14 protein-coding genes and 1 pseudogene are annotated in these 17,078 nt (G+C 58.5%); 3 read left to right on the top strand and 12 right to left on the bottom strand.

From position 1 onward, the window contains the following. Positions 1-105 precede the first annotated feature (105 nt). From ABH912_RS07345 to ABH912_RS07335, 3 genes are all read right to left on the bottom strand, one after another. The gene (locus ABH912_RS07345) at positions 106-1,782 is read right to left on the bottom strand and encodes an MFS transporter (protein WP_033054413.1); all 1,677 of its coding nucleotides are present in this window, start codon (positions 1,780-1,782) and stop codon (positions 106-108) included. A gap of 227 nt (positions 1,783-2,009) precedes the next feature. Next, positions 2,010-4,193, bottom strand: coding sequence for an ornithine decarboxylase SpeF (gene speF / locus ABH912_RS07340; RefSeq protein ID WP_429510226.1), 2,184 nt, complete (start codon positions 4,191-4,193; stop codon positions 2,010-2,012). Between the two features lie 136 nt (positions 4,194-4,329). Continuing rightward, positions 4,330-5,217, bottom strand: coding sequence for a serine hydrolase domain-containing protein (locus tag ABH912_RS07335; RefSeq protein WP_429510225.1), 888 nt, complete (start codon positions 5,215-5,217; stop codon positions 4,330-4,332). 297 nt (positions 5,218-5,514) lie between these two features. Here ABH912_RS07335 and ABH912_RS07330 point away from each other — a divergent pair, with 297 nt between their 5' ends. Next, the gene (locus tag ABH912_RS07330; RefSeq protein WP_033054416.1) at positions 5,515-6,303 is read left to right on the top strand and encodes a DeoR/GlpR family DNA-binding transcription regulator; all 789 of its coding nucleotides are present in this window, start codon (positions 5,515-5,517) and stop codon (positions 6,301-6,303) included. 88 nt (positions 6,304-6,391) lie between these two features. Here the strand turns inward: ABH912_RS07330 and ABH912_RS07325 are convergent, their stop codons facing one another. The 3 genes from ABH912_RS07325 to ABH912_RS07315 form a co-directional block, all read right to left on the bottom strand. Beyond that, a complete protein-coding gene (locus tag ABH912_RS07325) occupies positions 6,392-7,291 on the bottom strand; it encodes a bestrophin family protein (protein WP_429510224.1) in 900 nt (299 codons plus the stop codon). Positions 7,292-7,296: 5 nt separating this feature from the next. Next, the gene (gene moaA, locus ABH912_RS07320; RefSeq protein ID WP_429510223.1) at positions 7,297-8,295 is read right to left on the bottom strand and encodes a GTP 3',8-cyclase MoaA; all 999 of its coding nucleotides are present in this window, start codon (positions 8,293-8,295) and stop codon (positions 7,297-7,299) included. A 433-nt stretch (positions 8,296-8,728) separates the two neighbouring features. After that, positions 8,729-9,580: a CAP domain-containing protein gene (locus ABH912_RS07315; protein WP_429510222.1), complete on the bottom strand. Its 852-nt coding sequence runs from the start codon at positions 9,578-9,580 to the stop codon at positions 8,729-8,731. 175 nt (positions 9,581-9,755) lie between these two features. Here ABH912_RS07315 and ABH912_RS07310 point away from each other — a divergent pair, with 175 nt between their 5' ends. Further along, positions 9,756-10,376 (top strand): cell wall hydrolase, encoded by a 621-nt coding sequence (locus tag ABH912_RS07310; RefSeq protein ID WP_046055935.1) that lies wholly within the window; start codon positions 9,756-9,758, stop codon positions 10,374-10,376. A gap of 35 nt (positions 10,377-10,411) precedes the next feature. Beyond that, positions 10,412-10,708 (top strand): annotated as a pseudogene (locus tag ABH912_RS07305) (universal stress protein); the annotation flags it as partial. 150 nt (positions 10,709-10,858) lie between these two features. On the opposite strand, the gene ABH912_RS07300 reads toward ABH912_RS07305, so the two are convergent. The 6 genes from ABH912_RS07300 to ABH912_RS07275 form a co-directional block, all read right to left on the bottom strand. Beyond that, positions 10,859-12,124 (bottom strand): MFS transporter, encoded by a 1,266-nt coding sequence (locus ABH912_RS07300; protein ID WP_429510221.1) that lies wholly within the window; start codon positions 12,122-12,124, stop codon positions 10,859-10,861. Positions 12,125-12,157: 33 nt separating this feature from the next. Beyond that, positions 12,158-13,228, bottom strand: a complete 1,071-nt coding sequence (locus ABH912_RS07295) for a sugar phosphate isomerase/epimerase family protein (RefSeq protein WP_429510220.1) — start codon at positions 13,226-13,228, stop codon at positions 12,158-12,160. Between the two features lie 112 nt (positions 13,229-13,340). Further along, on the bottom strand, positions 13,341-14,846 hold the full coding sequence (locus ABH912_RS07290) for a PLP-dependent aminotransferase family protein (RefSeq protein WP_033054424.1): 1,506 nt from the start codon (positions 14,844-14,846) through the stop codon (positions 13,341-13,343). Between the two features lie 42 nt (positions 14,847-14,888). After that, positions 14,889-15,065 (bottom strand): hypothetical protein, encoded by a 177-nt coding sequence (locus ABH912_RS07285; protein WP_156363896.1) that lies wholly within the window; start codon positions 15,063-15,065, stop codon positions 14,889-14,891. Positions 15,066-15,088: 23 nt separating this feature from the next. Then, positions 15,089-16,513, bottom strand: coding sequence for a GGDEF domain-containing protein (locus ABH912_RS07280; protein ID WP_033054425.1), 1,425 nt, complete (start codon positions 16,511-16,513; stop codon positions 15,089-15,091). 193 nt (positions 16,514-16,706) lie between these two features. Next, on the bottom strand, positions 16,707-16,997 hold the full coding sequence (locus tag ABH912_RS07275) for a hypothetical protein (protein WP_429510219.1): 291 nt from the start codon (positions 16,995-16,997) through the stop codon (positions 16,707-16,709). Between the last annotated feature and the right edge of the window lie 81 nt (positions 16,998-17,078).

Raw genomic sequence — 17,078 nt, 5'->3', positions numbered from 1 at the left:
CCCTCGGTGCACGGGGAAGGAACCCCGAAGTCATCCGGATGAGCGTAGACCGTCTGATCGTCTCTGGATGGCCCTCTCCCATACGAGAGAGGGCGGCTGCCAGTCTTATTGGTGATGAATTTCCCGATCCTTGGTTTCCGGCAGGAAGAACGTGCCCAGAATGGCCGTCATCACAGCGATGACAATCGGGTACCACAGCCCGTAGTAGATATCACCCGTGGCCGCGACCATGGCAAACGCCACCGTGGGCAGAAAGCCGCCGAACCAGCCGTTGCCGATGTGGTAGGGCAGCGACATCGAGGTGTAGCGAATGCGCGCCGGGAACAGTTCCACCAGCCAGGCGGCGATCGGGCCGTAGACCATGGTCACGTAGATCACCAGGATGGTCAGGAGCAGCACCATCATCGGGTAGTTGGTCTTGGCCGGGTCGGCCTTCTCGGGGTAGCCGGCGTCCTTGAGCGCGGTGCCGAGGGTGGCGGCGAAGGCGTCGTTCTTGGGCTTGAAGTCGGCGGCCGGCATGCCGGTGCCTTCGAAGCTCGGGATCACTTTGTCGCCGATGCGCACTTGCGCAACGGTACCCGGCTCGGCCTTCACGTTTTTATAGGGGATGGCCCGCTTTGCCAGCACGGTCTTGGCGAGGTCGCAGGAGCTGGTGAATTTGGCCTTGCCCACCGGGTCGAACTGGAACGAGCACTGGTCGGGATCGGCGACCACCGTGACCGGGTTCTTCTCCTGCGCGATGAATACGTCGGGGTTACCGTATTGGGTCAAGGCATGGAAGATCGGGAAGTAGGTCACTGCCGCCAGGATGCAGCCGGCCATGATGATCCCTTTGCGGCCGATACGGTCGGACAGACTGCCGAATATGACGAAGAACGGCGTGCCGATCAGCAGAGAGCCGGCAATCAGCAAGTTGGCGGTCTGCGCTTCGATCTTCAGCGTCTGCAGCAGGAAGAACAGCGCATAGAACTGCCCGGTGTACCAGACGACGGCCTGGCCGGCAGTGCCGCCGAGCAAAGCCATGATCACGATCTTGAGGTTTTCCCAGCGGGCGAAGGATTCGGTCAGCGGTGCCTTGGAGGACTTGCCTTCAGCCTTCATTTTCAGGAACACCGGCGACTCGCTGAGTTGCAGGCGGATGTACACCGAGACGATCAGCAGCAGGATCGACAGCAGGAACGGAATCCGCCAGCCCCAGGCCTCAAACGCTTCGGTGCCGAGGACCGTGCGGCAGGCGAGGATCACCAGCAGCGAGAGGAACAGCCCAAGGGTTGCAGTGGTTTGAATCCACGAAGTGAAGTAGCCGCGTTTGCCTTTTGGCGCATGTTCCGCCACGTAGGTCGCCGCGCCGCCGTACTCACCGCCCAGGGCCAGGCCTTGCAGCAGGCGCAAGGTGATCAGGATGATCGGCGCCGCCACGCCGATGGTCGCGTAGCCGGGCAAAAAGCCCACGACGGCGGTGGAGATACCCATGATCACAATGGTGATGAGAAAGGTGTGTTTACGCCCGATCATGTCCCCCAGTCGGCCGAAAACGATGGCGCCGAAGGGGCGTACTGCGAAGCCCGCGGCGAACGCGAGCAGCGCGAAGATGAAGGACGTTGTCTCATTGACGCCGGCGAAGAAGTGCTTGGCAATGATCGCGGCGAGAGACCCATAAAGGTAGAAGTCGTACCACTCGAACACGGTGCCCAGGGACGAGGCAAAAATAACCTTGCGCTCCTCCTTGGTGATCCCGTGGTGGGGCGCGCTGCCCGTGGAAGTGTTGTCGATTGCGGCCATGAGTCTTCTCCGTCGTTCTTGTTGTAGGCCGGAGTACCTCGTTACCTTTTTTGCCGCACCCAGGCCCTGGGGCTGATGTCGTCGGATTACGGATTGCGCGAAGCATGCACACAGGCTGACCGCCTCGCATCGCTGCAAGGTTTCCTGAAGCATAATCGGCTTCGCGCAGATATCCACTCGCCATCACGCTCAACCCCGGGCTGAAACGCCGCTGGAGGTGTGAAGACTCACGTCTTGATCACGTACCCATAGGCTCGAATGCGACCACCGTCCTGTTTCAAATACACGCCCTGGAGTTCCGGCGTGAAGCCGGGCAGTGAGTTGATACCTTCCTCCAGCGCCAGGAAGTATTTGAGTACCGCACCGCCCCATATTTCCCCGGGCACCACGCAGAGCACGCCGGGTGGATAGGGAAGCGCACCTTCGGCAGCGATGCGACCGTCCGCGTCCGCCAACGCCACCAGTTCGATGTTGCCACGGATGAATTCGAACTGTGCTGCCTGCGGATTCATCGCCTTTTTCGGGAAGTGTTCCTTGCGGAACATTGCCTTCTGCAATTGCTGGACATTGTGGGTGCGATAGAGGTCGTGCATCTCCTGGCAGAGTTGGCGAATGGTGTAGTTGCGATAGCGTTCCTGATGTTTTGCATAGATGGCCGGCAACACCCGGCTCATCGGCGCGTCATCACTGATGAAGCGTTCAAAGCGCGCGATCTGGGCGGCGAGATGAGTCATCTTCGCCCAGTCTTCGGCCGGGGTGAGCAGGAACAGAATCGAGTTCAGGTCGCACTTTTCCGGAACGATGCCATTCTCGCGCAGGAAGTTGGCGAGGATGCCGGCATGGATACCGAAGTCGGTGTAACTGCCATCAATCGGGTCGATGCCGGGCGTTGTGAACAGCAACTTGCAGGGGTCGATGAAGTATTGCTTGTCGGCGTAACCGCCAAAGGCATGCCAGCGATCCTTCGGATGGAATTCGAAAAAACGGATGTCGTTGGCAATGTCTTCGGTCGGATGGTCCTGCCACGGGCGACCGTCAATGGTGTCCGGCACGAAGGGGCGAATCATGGTGCACGCTTCCAGAATCAACTTGCGTGCGTCGATGCCGAACTTCACACAGTCTTCCCACAGGCGCAGGCCACTGCGCCCGGAATGGATGCGCGCGTTCACATCCAGTGAGGCGAACAGCGGGTAAAACGGGCTGGTAGAGGCTTGGGACATGAAAGCGTTGTTCAGCTGCGCATGGTTGCAATAACGGGCCTGGCCCTTGATATGGCGATCTTTCTTGTGGACCTGCGACGCCTGGGAAAACCCTGCCTGCTGTTTGTGCACTGATTGAGTGACAAAGATACCGGGATCGTTTTCATGCAGATCCAGCAGCAACGGCGAGCAATCCTTCATCATCGGGATGAACTGTTCGTAGCCCACCCACGCCGAGTCAAACAGGATGTAGTCGCACAGTTTGCCGATGCGATCGACGACTTGTCTGGCGTTGTAGATGGTGCCGTCATAGGTCCCCAGCTGAATGATTGCCAGGCGAAACGGCCGTGGCAGTTGGGCCTTGTCCGGCGCAACTTCGCTGATGAGTTCGCGCAGGTAATCTTCTTCGAAACAATGGGCGTCAATCCCGCCGATGAACCCATAAGGGTTGCGCGCGGTTTCCAGGTAAACCGGGGTCGCCCCCGCCTGGATCAACGCACCCTGGTGATTGGATTTGTGGTTGTTGCGGTCGAACAGCACCAGATCGCCAGGCGTGAGCAACGCGTTGGTGACCACCTTGTTGGAGGCCGATGTGCCATTGAGTACGAAGTAGGTCTTGTCGGCGTTGAACACCTGCGCCGCGTGTTTTTGCGCCAGAAGTGCCGGGCCTTCGTGGATCAGCAAATCGCCGAGCTTGACGTCGGCGTTGCACATGTCGGCGCGAAACAGGGTCTCGCCGAAGAAGTCGAAGAACTGCCGGCCAGCCGGGTGTTTGCGGAAAAACTGGCCGCCTTGGTGGCCAGGGCAGGCGAACGTCGCGTTGGCCGATTCGGTGTAGTGCTTGAGCGCATCGAAGAACGGCGGCAGGAGACTTTCTTCATAGGCTTTTGCCGCGGTCTCCAATTGGTTGCCATGGTATTCGGCGTTGTTGCGCGAGGGGTCAAAAATGCCATTTACCTGAAGCAGAACATCTTGCAGGTGCTTGTAGACTTCCCGGGCGCGGTTGCCGGAACCGGGAGAGGTGACGAGGAAAATGGGGATATCGAAACCGGTACGCTGCAGGACGTCCAAAGCGCCCCCCATCACATCCTCCACAGAGAACACCGCAACCGCGACGTCGGTGTAGTCGGTTTGATTGAGCGGAATCACTTCTCGGGCGGTCTGGAAACAATTGAGCGCGGAATCACTGGCGGCTATTTTCAGGGTTTTCATGCGAGGAATCTCCTAGCGGACAGTCACTTGTCGGCTTTTTTCAAGAGATCAATTTAGCGAGGGAGCCTTCAAGGTTCTGTGATCCAAATCATGTAGACATTGGTTATAGACCATGTTGGCAAGGGTTACGGCTTTTCTACCGGTTTTTCCCAAGGAATACCGACAGACGCTCGACCACCTCTGTTTCGGCAACCCCTTCGTTGGCGCCTTCATGAAAGACCGCGCAACTCGCCGCGTTTTCGCCATCAACGCAGCGATAGACCGCCACTACGCTGCCCGGACCGGCGCCGGTGTGTCCGCTTAACGTCAGATCGCCCATGACCAAACCCTGCATCAGGCCGAGACCGTAGCCCGGGGACGTCCATGGGCGACCGGGAATAGGGCCGCCGAGGACGCGTGCCGTTTGCATCGCTTGCAGCAGCGGGTGTGGCAGAAGGTGCCCGGCCAGCAGGCCGTCCAGACAAAGCGTGGCTTCCTCTAGCGGGCCAACCAGTAAACCGTGATAGACCCAGCCGGGGTCGTAGGATGGCGCGCTCCCCATGTTCACGCCGTCCAGATCGGCTCGCGTTTTGGCGAGGCGTACGCGGGATAAACCGAGGGGGGCGAACACACGCTCCGTGAGCGCTGCTTCAAGCGTGCGCCCCGTCACGCGTTCAATCAGTCGCACGACGAACAGATAGCCGACGTTTGAATAGCGCCAACCGTCTCCCGGTGCGTAGCGCAACCGGCTGGCATCAAGGCGTTGCAGCATGTCATCGGCCGACCAGGGCGTCTCATGGCGGGCCACGGCGTTGTGGTAGTCGGCGAGCTCGCCATAATCCGCCAGCCCGGCTTCATGCCGCAGCAGCTGGCGCAGCGTGAAGGGGCCTTCAGCAACGGTGTCGTCCAGGTTGATCAACCCGTCACGCACCAATGACAGCGCGGCAGCCGCGAGCACGGTTTTGGTAAAGCTCCACCAGGGCACCGTTGTATCCGGCCTTTCAGGCGTGACGAGCGCGCTGTTCGATACAAGGGAACACAGCATGAGTTGACTCTGGAGGGAGGAGGGAGCGAATGGCCCTCGGTTTCTGCTGATCAGGCGTGACCCAACGCAATCGCGAACGAGACCACGATCATGCAAGCAAAGGCAAAATTTAGATTCATGAAGTTTCCATCCAAAACATGTGTGATGGCGCCATCTTGAATAGGTCACAAAGAAATAAAAAATTCGGCTTCATGATTTGAATCATCGAAAGAATTGATGTCTGGGTGGTTTGTGTTTATCCCGCGATGTGGCTAGTCTCGCACAAACACGCAATTACACGCAAAAGCGGGCAAAAACATGCACGATTCACACTCCGCTGCCGAACTCCCTCATCTGCGTCGGCAAAAAATTCTGTTGATTCTCGAACGTGACGGCAAGGTCATGGCGGGCGAGCTGAGCCAGCATTTCGCGGTGTCCGAAGACACCATCCGCCGTGATCTGGCGGAGCTGGCCACCGCCGGGCTGGTGCAGCGGGTGCACGGCGGGGCATTGCCGCGGCCCAAGGATACCGGCAAGGACTATTTCACCCGCGTCAACGAAACCGATGAGGTGAAAACACGCCTGGCGCAACTCGCTGCACGCCAGGTACACAACGGCCAGATTGTGATTTTCGATTCGGGGAGCACGACGCTGCAGATCGCCCGTTCTCTACCTTCGGACATTGCCATTACGGCCGTCACTGCCTCGCCGATGATCGCGATCACCCTGGCCGAATACAAAGGCATCACGGTGATTCTGGCTGGCGGACAACTCAACCCCGCGACCATGTCGGCCAGCGGCCATGAAACCCTGCGGCTGATCGAGGGCATCAAGGCTGATCTGCTGTTCACCGGGGTTTGCGCGATTCACCCGGAAGTCGGCATCAGCTCCCTGCATTTCGACGAGGTGCCGGTCAAACAGGCGATGCTCGCCAGCGCCTCCCATGTCGTTGCCGTCACCACCGCCGACAAACTGGGGGCGGTGGAACCGTTCGTGGTCGCGCCGTGTCAGCGCATTCATACCCTGATCACCGAGCGTCATGTGGCGTCGGGCAATGTCGAGGACTATCAAAAACTCGGGATCGAGGTGGTGCAGGTGGAGGCGTGAAGTGCGTTGGGTTTATTCCCTTCAGCGAACTGTTCTGAAACACGTAACGCAGGCTTCGCCAGCTGCTACAGGTGTGTGTTGAAGCCCATCAACTGAGCACAAAGTCCACCGGTTCCAGCTGCGGTGGCAGTTGCGTCACGCCCAGTGCTGCCAGCACATCCCGTTCGACGCTGCGCACCAGTGCATCGGTGGGCAGGTCGTTTTCATCGCGACCGAACGGGTCTTCCAACTCATCGCCAATCGCATCCAGGCCGAAAAAGGTATAGCTGACAATGGCGGTGAAAATCGGTGTCAGCCAGCCCAATGGCTCGGCCATCGCGAAGGGCAGCAAAATGCAGAACAGGTAGATGGTCCTGTGCAGCAGCAAGGTGTAGGGGAAGGGCAGTGGCGTGTGTTTGATCCGTTCACAGACCGCTTGCACCTGGGTCAGGCGGGTCAAATGGTTGGCCATGAGCGTATAGCGCCATTCATTGATCGCGCCTGACTCGGCGAGCGCCGAACACTGTTGACCGACCTGCAGCAGAATCCCCCCGCTGATATCCGCCGCGTTGTCCTTGGGCATCGGGTTCAACCATTCACCACTGGCCGCCAGTTCGTTTTCCTTGCGCAGTTTTGCATTGAGCGCATGGGCGAAACCGCAGAGGTTGCTGAGGATATTCTGTCGCTCGTCCGCGTCCTTGATGACCTGGGTTTCGCGCACCATCGAGCGAATATCCACCAGCATGTCGCCCCAGGCTTTGCGCGCTTCGTACCAGCGGTCGTAGCAGGCGTTGTTGCGAAAGCTCATGAAGATCGACAACGATAAACCCAGCAAGGTGAAGGGCGTTGCACTGACCTTGGAAAAATAGCTCGGGTGCAGTGTTTCGATGAGCACGATGGCCGAAGCGAGCAGCGTTACTAAAAGGCTGCGCCAGGCAATTCGTTTGGCGATCGAGCCCTTGAGTGACGTCAGGACGCCGATCAGATTGGGTTTGGGTCTAACGATCATGGTGTTCAGCCGCCCGTCATGTTCATGAAGCGAACCACCTGGACATCGTCGTTCACTTCGAAAGTGTGCCGATAGGGTTTGAGTTTCATCGCCTCGATGATGGCTTTTTCCAGGCGCTCGGGATGGCCGGGGTGGCTGCGCAACACGGCCTTGAGGTCGACGGAGTGCTCATTGCCCAGGCACAGCAGCAGACGACCTTCCACCGTCAACCGAACCCGATTGCAGGTGCCGCAAAAGTTGTGGCTGTGGGGGGAAATGAACCCCAGACGAATGTGCGGTGCCTCGGCCAGGCGCCAGTAGCGCGAAGGGCCTTGGGTCGACTCGGCGGACTCGATCAGAGTGTAGCGCTCGGCGATCCGTTCACGTACCTGGTGGCTTGCGTAAAACGACTCCGCGCGGCTGTGTTCACTGATGGTGCCCAGGGGCATTTCTTCGATAAAAGAAATGTCGAGATTTCGCTCGATGGCAAAACTCACGAGGTCGTTGATCTCGTGGTCGTTACGGCCCTTCATCACCACGCAGTTGAGTTTGGTGTGGCGAAATCCCGCGGCGTTGGCCGCGTCGATGCCTTTGATGACCTGCGCCAGATCACCGGTGCGCGTCAGTTCACGAAAGCGTTGCGGGTCCAGGCTGTCGAGGCTGATGTTGAGCCGTTTGACCCCGGCCTCGAACAACGGCGCCGCGAGCTTGCCCAGTTGCGAACCATTGGTGGTCATGCACAGTTCGCGCAGGCCGGGCAGGGCGCCAATCTTTTCGCACAGCTGCACCACCCCCGGACGAATCAGCGGTTCGCCACCCGTGAGACGGATCTTGCGAGTGCCCAACGCGACGAAGCTTTCGGCCAGTTGATAGATCTCTTCCAGAGTCAGTACCCGTTGGCGGGGCAGAAACTGCATGTCTTCGGCCATGCAATACACGCAACGGAAGTCGCAGCGGTCGGTGACAGACATCCGCAGATAGTCCACACGCCTGGAGAACCCATCGATCAAGACCCGCTCTGACATGACATCCTCGCCGTGAGTTAAAAATTGCGCTATTAACGGACTTGTTGAGCGCAGACTAAGAGCAACACTAGAGGGCGTCCAATCACTCTTAATGACCGGCTGATCGACAGGGTCGATGAAGAATTTATTCAGGCGATGAAAGTTATTTTTTTAATTATTAACTGGCTGATTTATAACGATAAAAACACGTTATGGATGTCCTCGATAATGTGCTCGTAAATAGCGATTAGACAATATTTAAACCCCGTTCATATTCTTTCTCCGTATCGAACAAAGACCTGAATCAGGGAAGCGACCGGTCGGATGCGCCTGTTCACACGACCTCTGGCCTGGCTATTGTTGCCGGGATGAGTACCCACTGACGATCGCTGCAAAAAGAAACCCGGAGCCCCATGACAGGGCTCCGGGTTTTTTTGTATGGGTCGTTCCGAACTCACTGCGCCCCGAACATCGCCGTCCAGTAAATCCCCGGATCACTCTTCGGATCAACCGCATAGGCCGCGCCCAACTCCCGGTACTGTGGGTTCATCAGGTTCGCGCAGTGACCGGCGCTGGACACCCAGCCATCGACCACCTTGCGCACGGTGTCTTGGCCGGCAGCGATGTTCTCGCCGACCTGCCCGCCGCTGTAGCCTGCCAGCTCAGCCCGGTCACCAGGCATGCGGCCATCGCGGTCCTTGTGATCGAAGTAATTGTTGTTGGCCATCGACCGGGCGTGCTCCTCGGCCGCCGTCGCCAGTGCGGCGTTCCAGGTCAGTGGCGTGGCGGCGGCAAAGGATTGCGTGCCGCACTGGCGCGCCTGGCTGCGTACGATATTGAGCTCGGCCAGCAGTTTTTGGCCTTCCGCCTGCCAGTCGCCCAGGCGAGCGCTCAACAGTGGACGCGCCAGCACGATGCGCCACTCGCGGTCCTGGTGGCTGACGCCGACATCGACGAATTGCGGGTCCAGCACGATCTGGCAAAAACTCTCCTGAATCGCTTTCATCGCCGACGGCGCATCACGCGGCCCGGACAGGCTGATCGCCTGTACATTCTTCATCGGATAACCCGCGCTGGCCATTGCCTGCTGCAGATTGCCGACACTGTTGGCGTTCATCGCCAGCCGTGGGTCGCCGGCCAGCGGTGGCAGTTCCTGCGATACCTGACCCGCACAACGCTGCACCTGGCTGCGGTAGAGGTTGATCGAATCAATCAGTTGTTTCTCGTCGGCCGCCAACGCATTCATGGCGAACAACATCCCCAGTGACACCGTGGCAAGACGCATAGCAGATGATTTGAAGCGCATGGAAATCCCCTTGAGCTGACTGCGCCCATCATGCGCGATTTCACCCCCGCGAGCGCAATGACTTTTCACCCCCGAAGACAGTTTTTTTGTCCGTCTGTTGGAATGAATTTTGGCAACTACAATCAAGCAAAGTCGCCAGTGCGGCGTGCCCCCGGTTCCGTCAGAAAGGTCGATCATGCGAGTTATCTGGATAGCCACCTGCTTGGCAATAACCCTTCTCGCCGGCCACGCCATGGCGTCTGAGCAAGAGCAAAAAAAGGAAGTGGCCGAGGACAAGGCCGAGGTCCTTGAGCAGAAAGCCGCGGAGAAGGGCGCCGATGTCCCGGTGCCCAAGTCCGAAACCATCACGACATCCGAGGCTCAGGCAGTCGACCCCGCCGGGCAGTCGCCCATGGACGATGCAATCACCTGTCTGGCCCGCTCCATCTATTGGGAATCCAAAGGCAAATCACCCGCAGACATGGAAGCCGTCGCCAGCGTCGTCATGAATCGCCTGGGCCATGAGGGCTTTCCGGACACGGTATGCGCCGTGGTCAAGCAGGGTTCTGAAACCAAAAATTGTCAGTTTTCGTGGTGGTGTGATGGACGCTCGGATCAGGTCCAGGAAGAAAGCCAATACGCGATTGCCAAGGAAATCGCGCGCAAGGCGCTCAACAAGCAACTGAACGACCGAACCCACGGCGCGATGTATTTCCACAACCGGAAGGTGAAACCTGCTTGGGCCAAGGAATACATCAAGACCACAGAGACTTCGATGTTTCTGTTTTATAAGCCGCATGAAGGGGCGGCGAAGTAGGGACGTTCGCATGAGCGAGGTCTACCAGAAATGCAGCCAGATCTGGTGCAGTGACGATGCCAGGTTTCAACAGCGAGGTGCGCAAGTCACTGCAAAAGGCATTTACCGCATTGGCCGACCACTACGGTGTGCCCACTGAGCGACAACACTTCGTTGAAGGACCGCCCGGCAAAGCGCTGGCCGACTTTGCCGCGCATCACCGGGCCGATGTGATTGTCATGGGAAATGCGCATCGCAAGGGACTGGGCAAATGGGTGGGCAGTACGACGGAGCATGTTCTGAATCGAGTGCCCTGTAACATTTTCGCCGTTACGGGGGCTGCGGATCAGTGAATGTATTGGCTGTTAAAAGACTCGTATCGCCATCGGTCGCGCTAACGCGTTATCCAGATTCTGCGCAAGCTTCGGTTCATTCCGGCGTTGTGGCCAGCAGGAGGGATCGGCGTGGTAGACGATTCCTCCTCCTGGAGTCCATGGTGATGATCAGGCTTGCGCCGCGCTCATCCCGCCAGTGGCCATGGATTTTTTGCGCACCGCTTGGTAGAGCAGGCTGGACACCATGAAGCCCACGACGGCCAGTAGGCTCATCAGGGTGAAGACATAGTTGTAACCCTGTTGACCGGGGAAGTGGTCGAGGATCGCGCCGTAGATGACGTAGGCAAACATGCCGGGTGCATAGCCGATCAGGCAACCGATGCCAAAGGCCGAGCCGGTGATGTGCTGGGGAATGCCGACTTCACCCATGGGGGCCCAGAACACGCCGCGCATGGAGAACACGATCAGGGCGAAGGACAGCGTGGCGGCCATGCCCGCATAGATGAAGCCCGGGCTTTTCGGAATCAGCATGATCACGCCCATCAGCGGTAACAGCGCCAGGAATGCCCACTTCAGGTAGCGGCTGGTGCTCTTGAACTGCTTGTCGGCAATGAAACCGCCAGCAGGCCCGCCGAGGATTTTCAGGAAGTACTGGTTGATGATGCCGTAGGCGCCCACCAACGCCACAGGCAACCCGTACATTTCCTTGAGGTAGGGAATGAAATAGGTCAGGCCGCAGTAGACGATGTAGACCATGAACACGTTGAGGCTGACCAGCCAGATGCCCGGTACCTTGATCGCTTCCATCAGGTTCGCCAGGCCATTCTTCGGCTTGGCCACCGACTGCGCGTTGCCGCTCTTGAGCAGGAACCAGGTCAGGGTGCCGGCCAGAATGTCGATGACCGAGTAGAACAGGATCGCCGACTTCAGGCCCGTTTCGCCCGAACCCATGGCGACGAACACACCCAGAGCTGAAAAGGCTACCAGTGTATCAACCACGCCACGCCCGCCTTCGAGCAGGCCGAACAACCGGCCTTGCTCCTGATCGTCACCCAGGTTGCGGATGGCTTTGAGCAGCGATGGCCAGAACAGGCAGTCGGCACAGACGGCCAACAGACTGAACACGATCAGCAAATTGCTGAAGGGCGGAAAAGTCGCCAGATACAGTCCCAGGCTACCGGTCCCGATCAGACCGAGGGGGATCAGTTTGCGCGTGTCGTAGCGATCGGCGAGCAGGCCGCCAATCACAAACAGTGCGGTCGCGATGATCGCGTTGGCACTCAGCAGCATACCGATTTCAGTGTGGCTCAAGCCCATGAATTCCTGCATGGGTATATAGAAGGCGTCCTTGAGGTTCGCCAGCTTGTAGATGGTGCCGCCACCGAGGATGAGGATCAGGAATCTGAGCCATTTGGCCTTGTTTTGAATTGTCATTATTGTTCTCCGGGCGTAATCGGGTCGTCAGGATCAGGCGTTGGAAGGGCTGGCCAGGGTCAGTTCTGCCAAGGTGCGCAATTCGGCCAGTAGGCTACGGACATAGGCGACCTGGTTGTTCGCCCAGCGGTGTTCATCGGCCAGCATTCGCTCAAGCGAGTAGCCGTTCGGGAGCGGCGTTTCGCTCATCTCCCGGTAAGCGATGAAGGGATCGGCCGCTTCAAGGCTCTGGCGGAAGGCCGGGGCCACGTAGTGGTTTTCCTGCTCGAGAATGAAGGCGATCACCTGTGGGGTTGTTTCGCCCAGCATCAACAGTTCGAACAGCATGCGGGGGCTGGGAAGATCGTCCTCGTCGCTGCCTTGCAATACGCCGTAATGGCCGAAGCCGTTTTGTTCGGGGACGATGCGCACTCCCTTGAGGTGAGTCTGGCGGATGTGCGGCGCCAGGTTGCGCAGGGCCTGCAGGGGCTGTTCGCAGGCATTGATCATGTTGCCGAAGTCGAACAGGGCATGCAGGCGAGGGTGGTTGAGACGGTTGAGCAGTTGCGCGATTTCGCCGCTCTTGAGTTCTTCATGCTGCTCGAAGTCAAAGTACAGATCGTGTGCGTCTGCCTGTTGCGCGAGGTAGTGCAGGTCGGTCTCGATCACGTCCATGACCCGCGACAGCGTGCCCTCGTAACGTGAGTAGACACGGATGTTGCGCACCCCCAGGGCCCTGGCGATGGCAATTACCTGGTCGACATCCTTTTTCAGTGTGCTGCTGATTTCCAGGTGCACATCCAGCCCCAGCGCTTTGGACTTGGCGGCAAACGCCTGGAGCTGCGTGGGTGACATTTGGCTCAGGCTGTTTTCCTCGCCGTCGAGCAAATGCAGGCTCAGGCCTTGCAGTTCGTGGCGATAGGCGAAGTCCAGCATGTCGGCAGGGGTGACACGACCGTGGGTAAGGTTGGTCAGTAGCGGGTAGGCGTGGGCAAACAGGCGCAATTGCCCGAGACGTTCAAGTAACCGCCGGGCCAGTGCGTCCGTCAGCACGGGAACTGGCCCGTGTTCGACCACCTTATGGCTCAGCAAGGCGTTGAATCGTTCCTGGATCTTGTTGTTCATTAGAGTCGTTCCTGGTTCAGACACCGGGTCTACCGGCGCGCCCTTTATCGCGCCAGTCAGGAACTCTCGATAGATCCATTATCAGTTAATTGATAGGACCACTTGCCTCGCATCAAGTGGTCGGCGGCAGATAACCCAATGTGCGCAAGGCCCGGGCCAGCGCCTCGACACGCTCCCGGGCCTGGTTTTCAGGCGTGCCGGCAAAGCCGATCAACAGGGCCGGCGGCAGGGCATGCTGGATGCGGTAGTCGCTCAAGGCGTAAGTGTGGATGTTGTGCTGGGCCAGTTGTTGGGCGATGTCAGTGTCACTGAGTTCGGGGGGCAGCCAAGCGATCAGGTGCATGCCGGCATCCGTCGGAGTGATCCTGAAGAAGCTGCCAATTTGCTGTTCAAGTTGTTCGATCAATGCCTGCTGGCGTGCCTTGTACAGCGCACGCATGCGGCGGATGTGCCCCAGGAAGTGGCCTTCGCCCATGAAGTCCGCCGTTGTCGCCTGAAGCAGTGTGGGCGGACTGCGATCCATGACCGCGCGCAAGGTGCAAAAGGGTTCGACCAGGGCCTGCGGCAGAATCACGTAACCCAGTCTGAGTGACGGGAAGAGCACTTTGCTGAACGTTCCGACGTAGATCACCCGGGCCATCTGGTCCATGGCATACAGCGCCGGGAGGAGGCGGCCACTGTAGCGAAACTCACTGTCGCAATCGTCCTCGATGATCCAGCTCTGATGCTGCGCAGCCCAGTCGATGAGTGCCTGGCGCCGTGCATAACTCAGGGTGACACCCAAAGGATGCTGGCGCGAAGGCGTACAAAACACCAGGCGGGCATCAGGACACTCGGTCAGGCCTTGCTGGACATCGATCCCCTGTTCATCGATACGCAACGCAACCACCTGAGCGCCCTGGGCCTGCAATGCAATGCGCGCGGCGATGTGCCCCGGGTCCTCCATCCAGACGCTGTCCTGCGGATTGAGCAGCAGCATACCCAGCAGGTTGAACGCTTGCTGCGCGCCGGAAACGATCACCACTTGCCCGGCATTGCAGTCGATGCCACGCGCATCGAAGACGTATTCGGCAATCGCTGTGCGCAACGCCTGCAAGCCTTGCAACTCGCCATAACCCAGAATCGCCTTGGTCGGCTTGAGCAGGTGACGGTTCATCAGGCGCCGCCAAATCGCCTGCGGGAATGCGTCATAGGTGCTGTGGCTGGGCAGGAAGGAGGTCGGGGTCGCGGGGTCCCAGTCGGCATAGGACACCCCGCGAAAATGATCGCTGCGCAGCGACAGCATCGACTGGCTCAGGTCAGACAGGCGCGGTGGCTGGCGCTGTTGCTCGTCCTTGATACCCCGGCTTTCCCACTCAGTGCCGACATACGTACCGGCGCCAGTGCGCGAGGCCAGGAAACCTTCGGCAATCAGCTGATCGAACGCATTGAGAATGGTAATCCGCGACAACCCCAACTCGTTGCTCAAGGTCCGGGTCGACGGCAGGCGCACGCCCCCCTGGATTCTGCCGTTGAGTATCTGTTTGCGAATCTGCAGATACAGTTGGCGGTACAGGGGAATGGCACTGGTACGGTCCAGCTCGATGGCCGACAGCAGCAAACCTGCGGGGGATTTCATGACATGCTCGACTGGATGAAATGGGATTTGACCTGCAAACCGTCAGGCGACGGCGAGGTAAGGGTAACGAGCGATACCCGATAAGTCATCTGTCTGGCGTTGATGTTCGGCGCAATCCGGTCGCTGGATCTCACTGAACAGGCCGATGATCACGGCACTGTCCAGTTCGATGAGAAAGCCAGTGTTGTAATGCCTGGCCTGTAGAGGCGGGTACTCCAAAAGGCCGCTCCAGGCCGACGCTTTTACAGGGATTGGAGGCTGGTTTTGATGGTCGTGACCACACGGTTACGGCCTTCGTGTTTAGCGTGATACAGGCGTTGATCGGCTGTGCGCAGAATGGCCTCGATGGTGTCACCGTCGCGGCCGGATTGCGATACGCCGATGCTCACGGTGACCACGGTTAACCGCTGCAGGCCATGAAAAGAATTATTGGCGACGGTGCTTCGCAAACGCTCTGCGATTACGTGCGCGCCCTCAAGTGAAGTCTGAGGCAGCAGAATCATGAATTCTTCCCCGCCCACTCGGGCTACGCCGTCATACGGGCGGATCGAATCGAGGCATTTCTCCACGAAGTCCTTCAGGATGTCGTCGCCCACCTGATGCCCGAAGCGATCATTGATGGACTTGAAATTATCCAGATCGAGTGCCAATACCGAGAACGGCTCACCGCCGCGTTTGGTCCGGCCCATTTCGACTTCGACGCGTTCCATGAACCGACGCCGATTATCAGCGCCAGTCAGTGGATCGGTCGACGCAAGGTGACCGAGTTCTTGATTGGTGCGCTGGAGTTCCAGCAGGGCGCTCTCGGTATACGCCATCGCTTCGGCAAGACGCACCATCAGCTCTTCCTGGCTGTAGATCTTCGAGAACGAGCGCGTGGTGAGGAACGCTTGCACGACTCCATAGCTCAGCATGAAGAAACCACCGGCGAAGATCGCATGAGCGAGCCACCACATGTGGTTCCACGGACGCGCAAGGATGAAGGCAAGCGATGACAGCGCGAACGCGGTGACCGAGACGACAAAAATCATCATCAGCGGCGACCGGATACGGCGCAGCAGGAGTATTACCACGGTCAATGTGGAAAGAATGAGGGCGCCACCTTCCATCGAAAGGCGTACCGCGAGATTGCCGGCGATCGGTGAATTCGCGACATACGCCACTGCCACGTCAACCAGCAGGAACAGTCCTATCCAGGTCAACCACGGGCGGGCCTTCATTCGTTGGTCCGCGGCATCGGGTGGGCGGTGGTACGACAGCATTCCGACTAACAGCAAACTCGACATGACCAGTCGAGAGGCCGGTCCATACAGCAGGAAGAGCCAGATATTGTGGTGCGCTTGCCCGGTGAACGCACCATGCAACGCGTAGATGACTACAAAACCGAGAAAACCCAGCGTCATCCATCGCAGCAGCGGATCTCCCGATGACTGATAGCAGCGCCACGTGACGTAAGTAACAAACAGGCCCGCCAAGGTGGCCGCCGTGATCGCAATGATATGGAACAGGTGGTTTTCGAAAATAAGGGTGGGGTCTTGGAAGACGTACAAGTAGCCAATCAGATAGGCCGGAACAAACGCAAATCCTGCGAGCAGCAAATAAGCGTAAACCTTGACCATGAGGCGCACGGCTTCAGGTGGCTCGCCGCTGGCGATGAGATTGCTCATGGTTCCCTCCAAGTTGAAATCTATTTAGCCAACACCGGTCCGGTGTCGGCTCCAAAGCCATCTGCATGCCAACGGTCCCTCGCATCATTACGCAGATAGGGGATGGACCGACCTATGGCATTTCAATATTAGACTTCTTCCCGATTTCTGCTGCACAAGCAGCTAAAAATGTTCACGCAAACGCCAGGGCGCGCTAATTGATCTGCACAATGACCGGACCTTCCGTGACGACTGGCGGATCTGCATGGATGTGCGAGGCGTTCTTCTGAATCCAGTCGCGAGCGACTTTCATGCTCTCATCGGTGCCGGCCTTGTCCGTGCAAACAGTCACCGACATACCGCCATCAGCGAGAGGCAGCAGTGTGTAGCTTGCCAGGCCTGTCACTTTCCGGAGGGCCGCTTCGACGTCGGCCTTTTTCTGCTCTAAAACATCGAAAAGCTGCTTTGCACCAGGACCTGAGTAGGATCTTATGACCGCATACATAGTCCGTCTCCTGTGTGATTTACCGTCTTGATAACCATCCGGATCCGCTGATGGCCGCTGATGTGTTCAGCTTAGTCAAAC

The sequence above is a fragment of the Pseudomonas sp. BT76 TE3572 genome (assembly GCF_050435365.1).
Classification (GTDB): domain Bacteria; phylum Pseudomonadota; class Gammaproteobacteria; order Pseudomonadales; family Pseudomonadaceae; genus Aquipseudomonas; species Aquipseudomonas fluorescens_W.
This window is presented reverse-complemented; position numbering and strand designations above follow the sequence as displayed.

Coding starts and splice junctions, on each gene's coding strand:
- ABH912_RS07310 (WP_046055935.1), top strand. CDS start 9,756: ATGCGAGTTATCTGGATAGCCACCTGCTTGGCAATAACCCTTCTCGCC.
- ABH912_RS07345 (WP_033054413.1), bottom strand. CDS start 1,782: ATGGCCGCAATCGACAACACTTCCACGGGCAGCGCGCCCCACCACGGG.
- ABH912_RS07325 (WP_429510224.1), bottom strand. CDS start 7,291: ATGATCGTTAGACCCAAACCCAATCTGATCGGCGTCCTGACGTCACTC.
- ABH912_RS07295 (WP_429510220.1), bottom strand. CDS start 13,228: ATGAACAACAAGATCCAGGAACGATTCAACGCCTTGCTGAGCCATAAG.
- ABH912_RS07275 (WP_429510219.1), bottom strand. CDS start 16,997: ATGTATGCGGTCATAAGATCCTACTCAGGTCCTGGTGCAAAGCAGCTT.
- moaA (WP_429510223.1), bottom strand. CDS start 8,295: ATGTCAGAGCGGGTCTTGATCGATGGGTTCTCCAGGCGTGTGGACTAT.
- speF (WP_429510226.1), bottom strand. CDS start 4,193: ATGAAAACCCTGAAAATAGCCGCCAGTGATTCCGCGCTCAATTGTTTC.
- ABH912_RS07290 (WP_033054424.1), bottom strand. CDS start 14,846: ATGAAATCCCCCGCAGGTTTGCTGCTGTCGGCCATCGAGCTGGACCGT.
- ABH912_RS07315 (WP_429510222.1), bottom strand. CDS start 9,580: ATGCGCTTCAAATCATCTGCTATGCGTCTTGCCACGGTGTCACTGGGG.
- ABH912_RS07280 (WP_033054425.1), bottom strand. CDS start 16,513: ATGAGCAATCTCATCGCCAGCGGCGAGCCACCTGAAGCCGTGCGCCTC.
- ABH912_RS07335 (WP_429510225.1), bottom strand. CDS start 5,217: ATGCTGTGTTCCCTTGTATCGAACAGCGCGCTCGTCACGCCTGAAAGG.
- ABH912_RS07330 (WP_033054416.1), top strand. CDS start 5,515: ATGCACGATTCACACTCCGCTGCCGAACTCCCTCATCTGCGTCGGCAA.
- ABH912_RS07300 (WP_429510221.1), bottom strand. CDS start 12,124: ATGACAATTCAAAACAAGGCCAAATGGCTCAGATTCCTGATCCTCATC.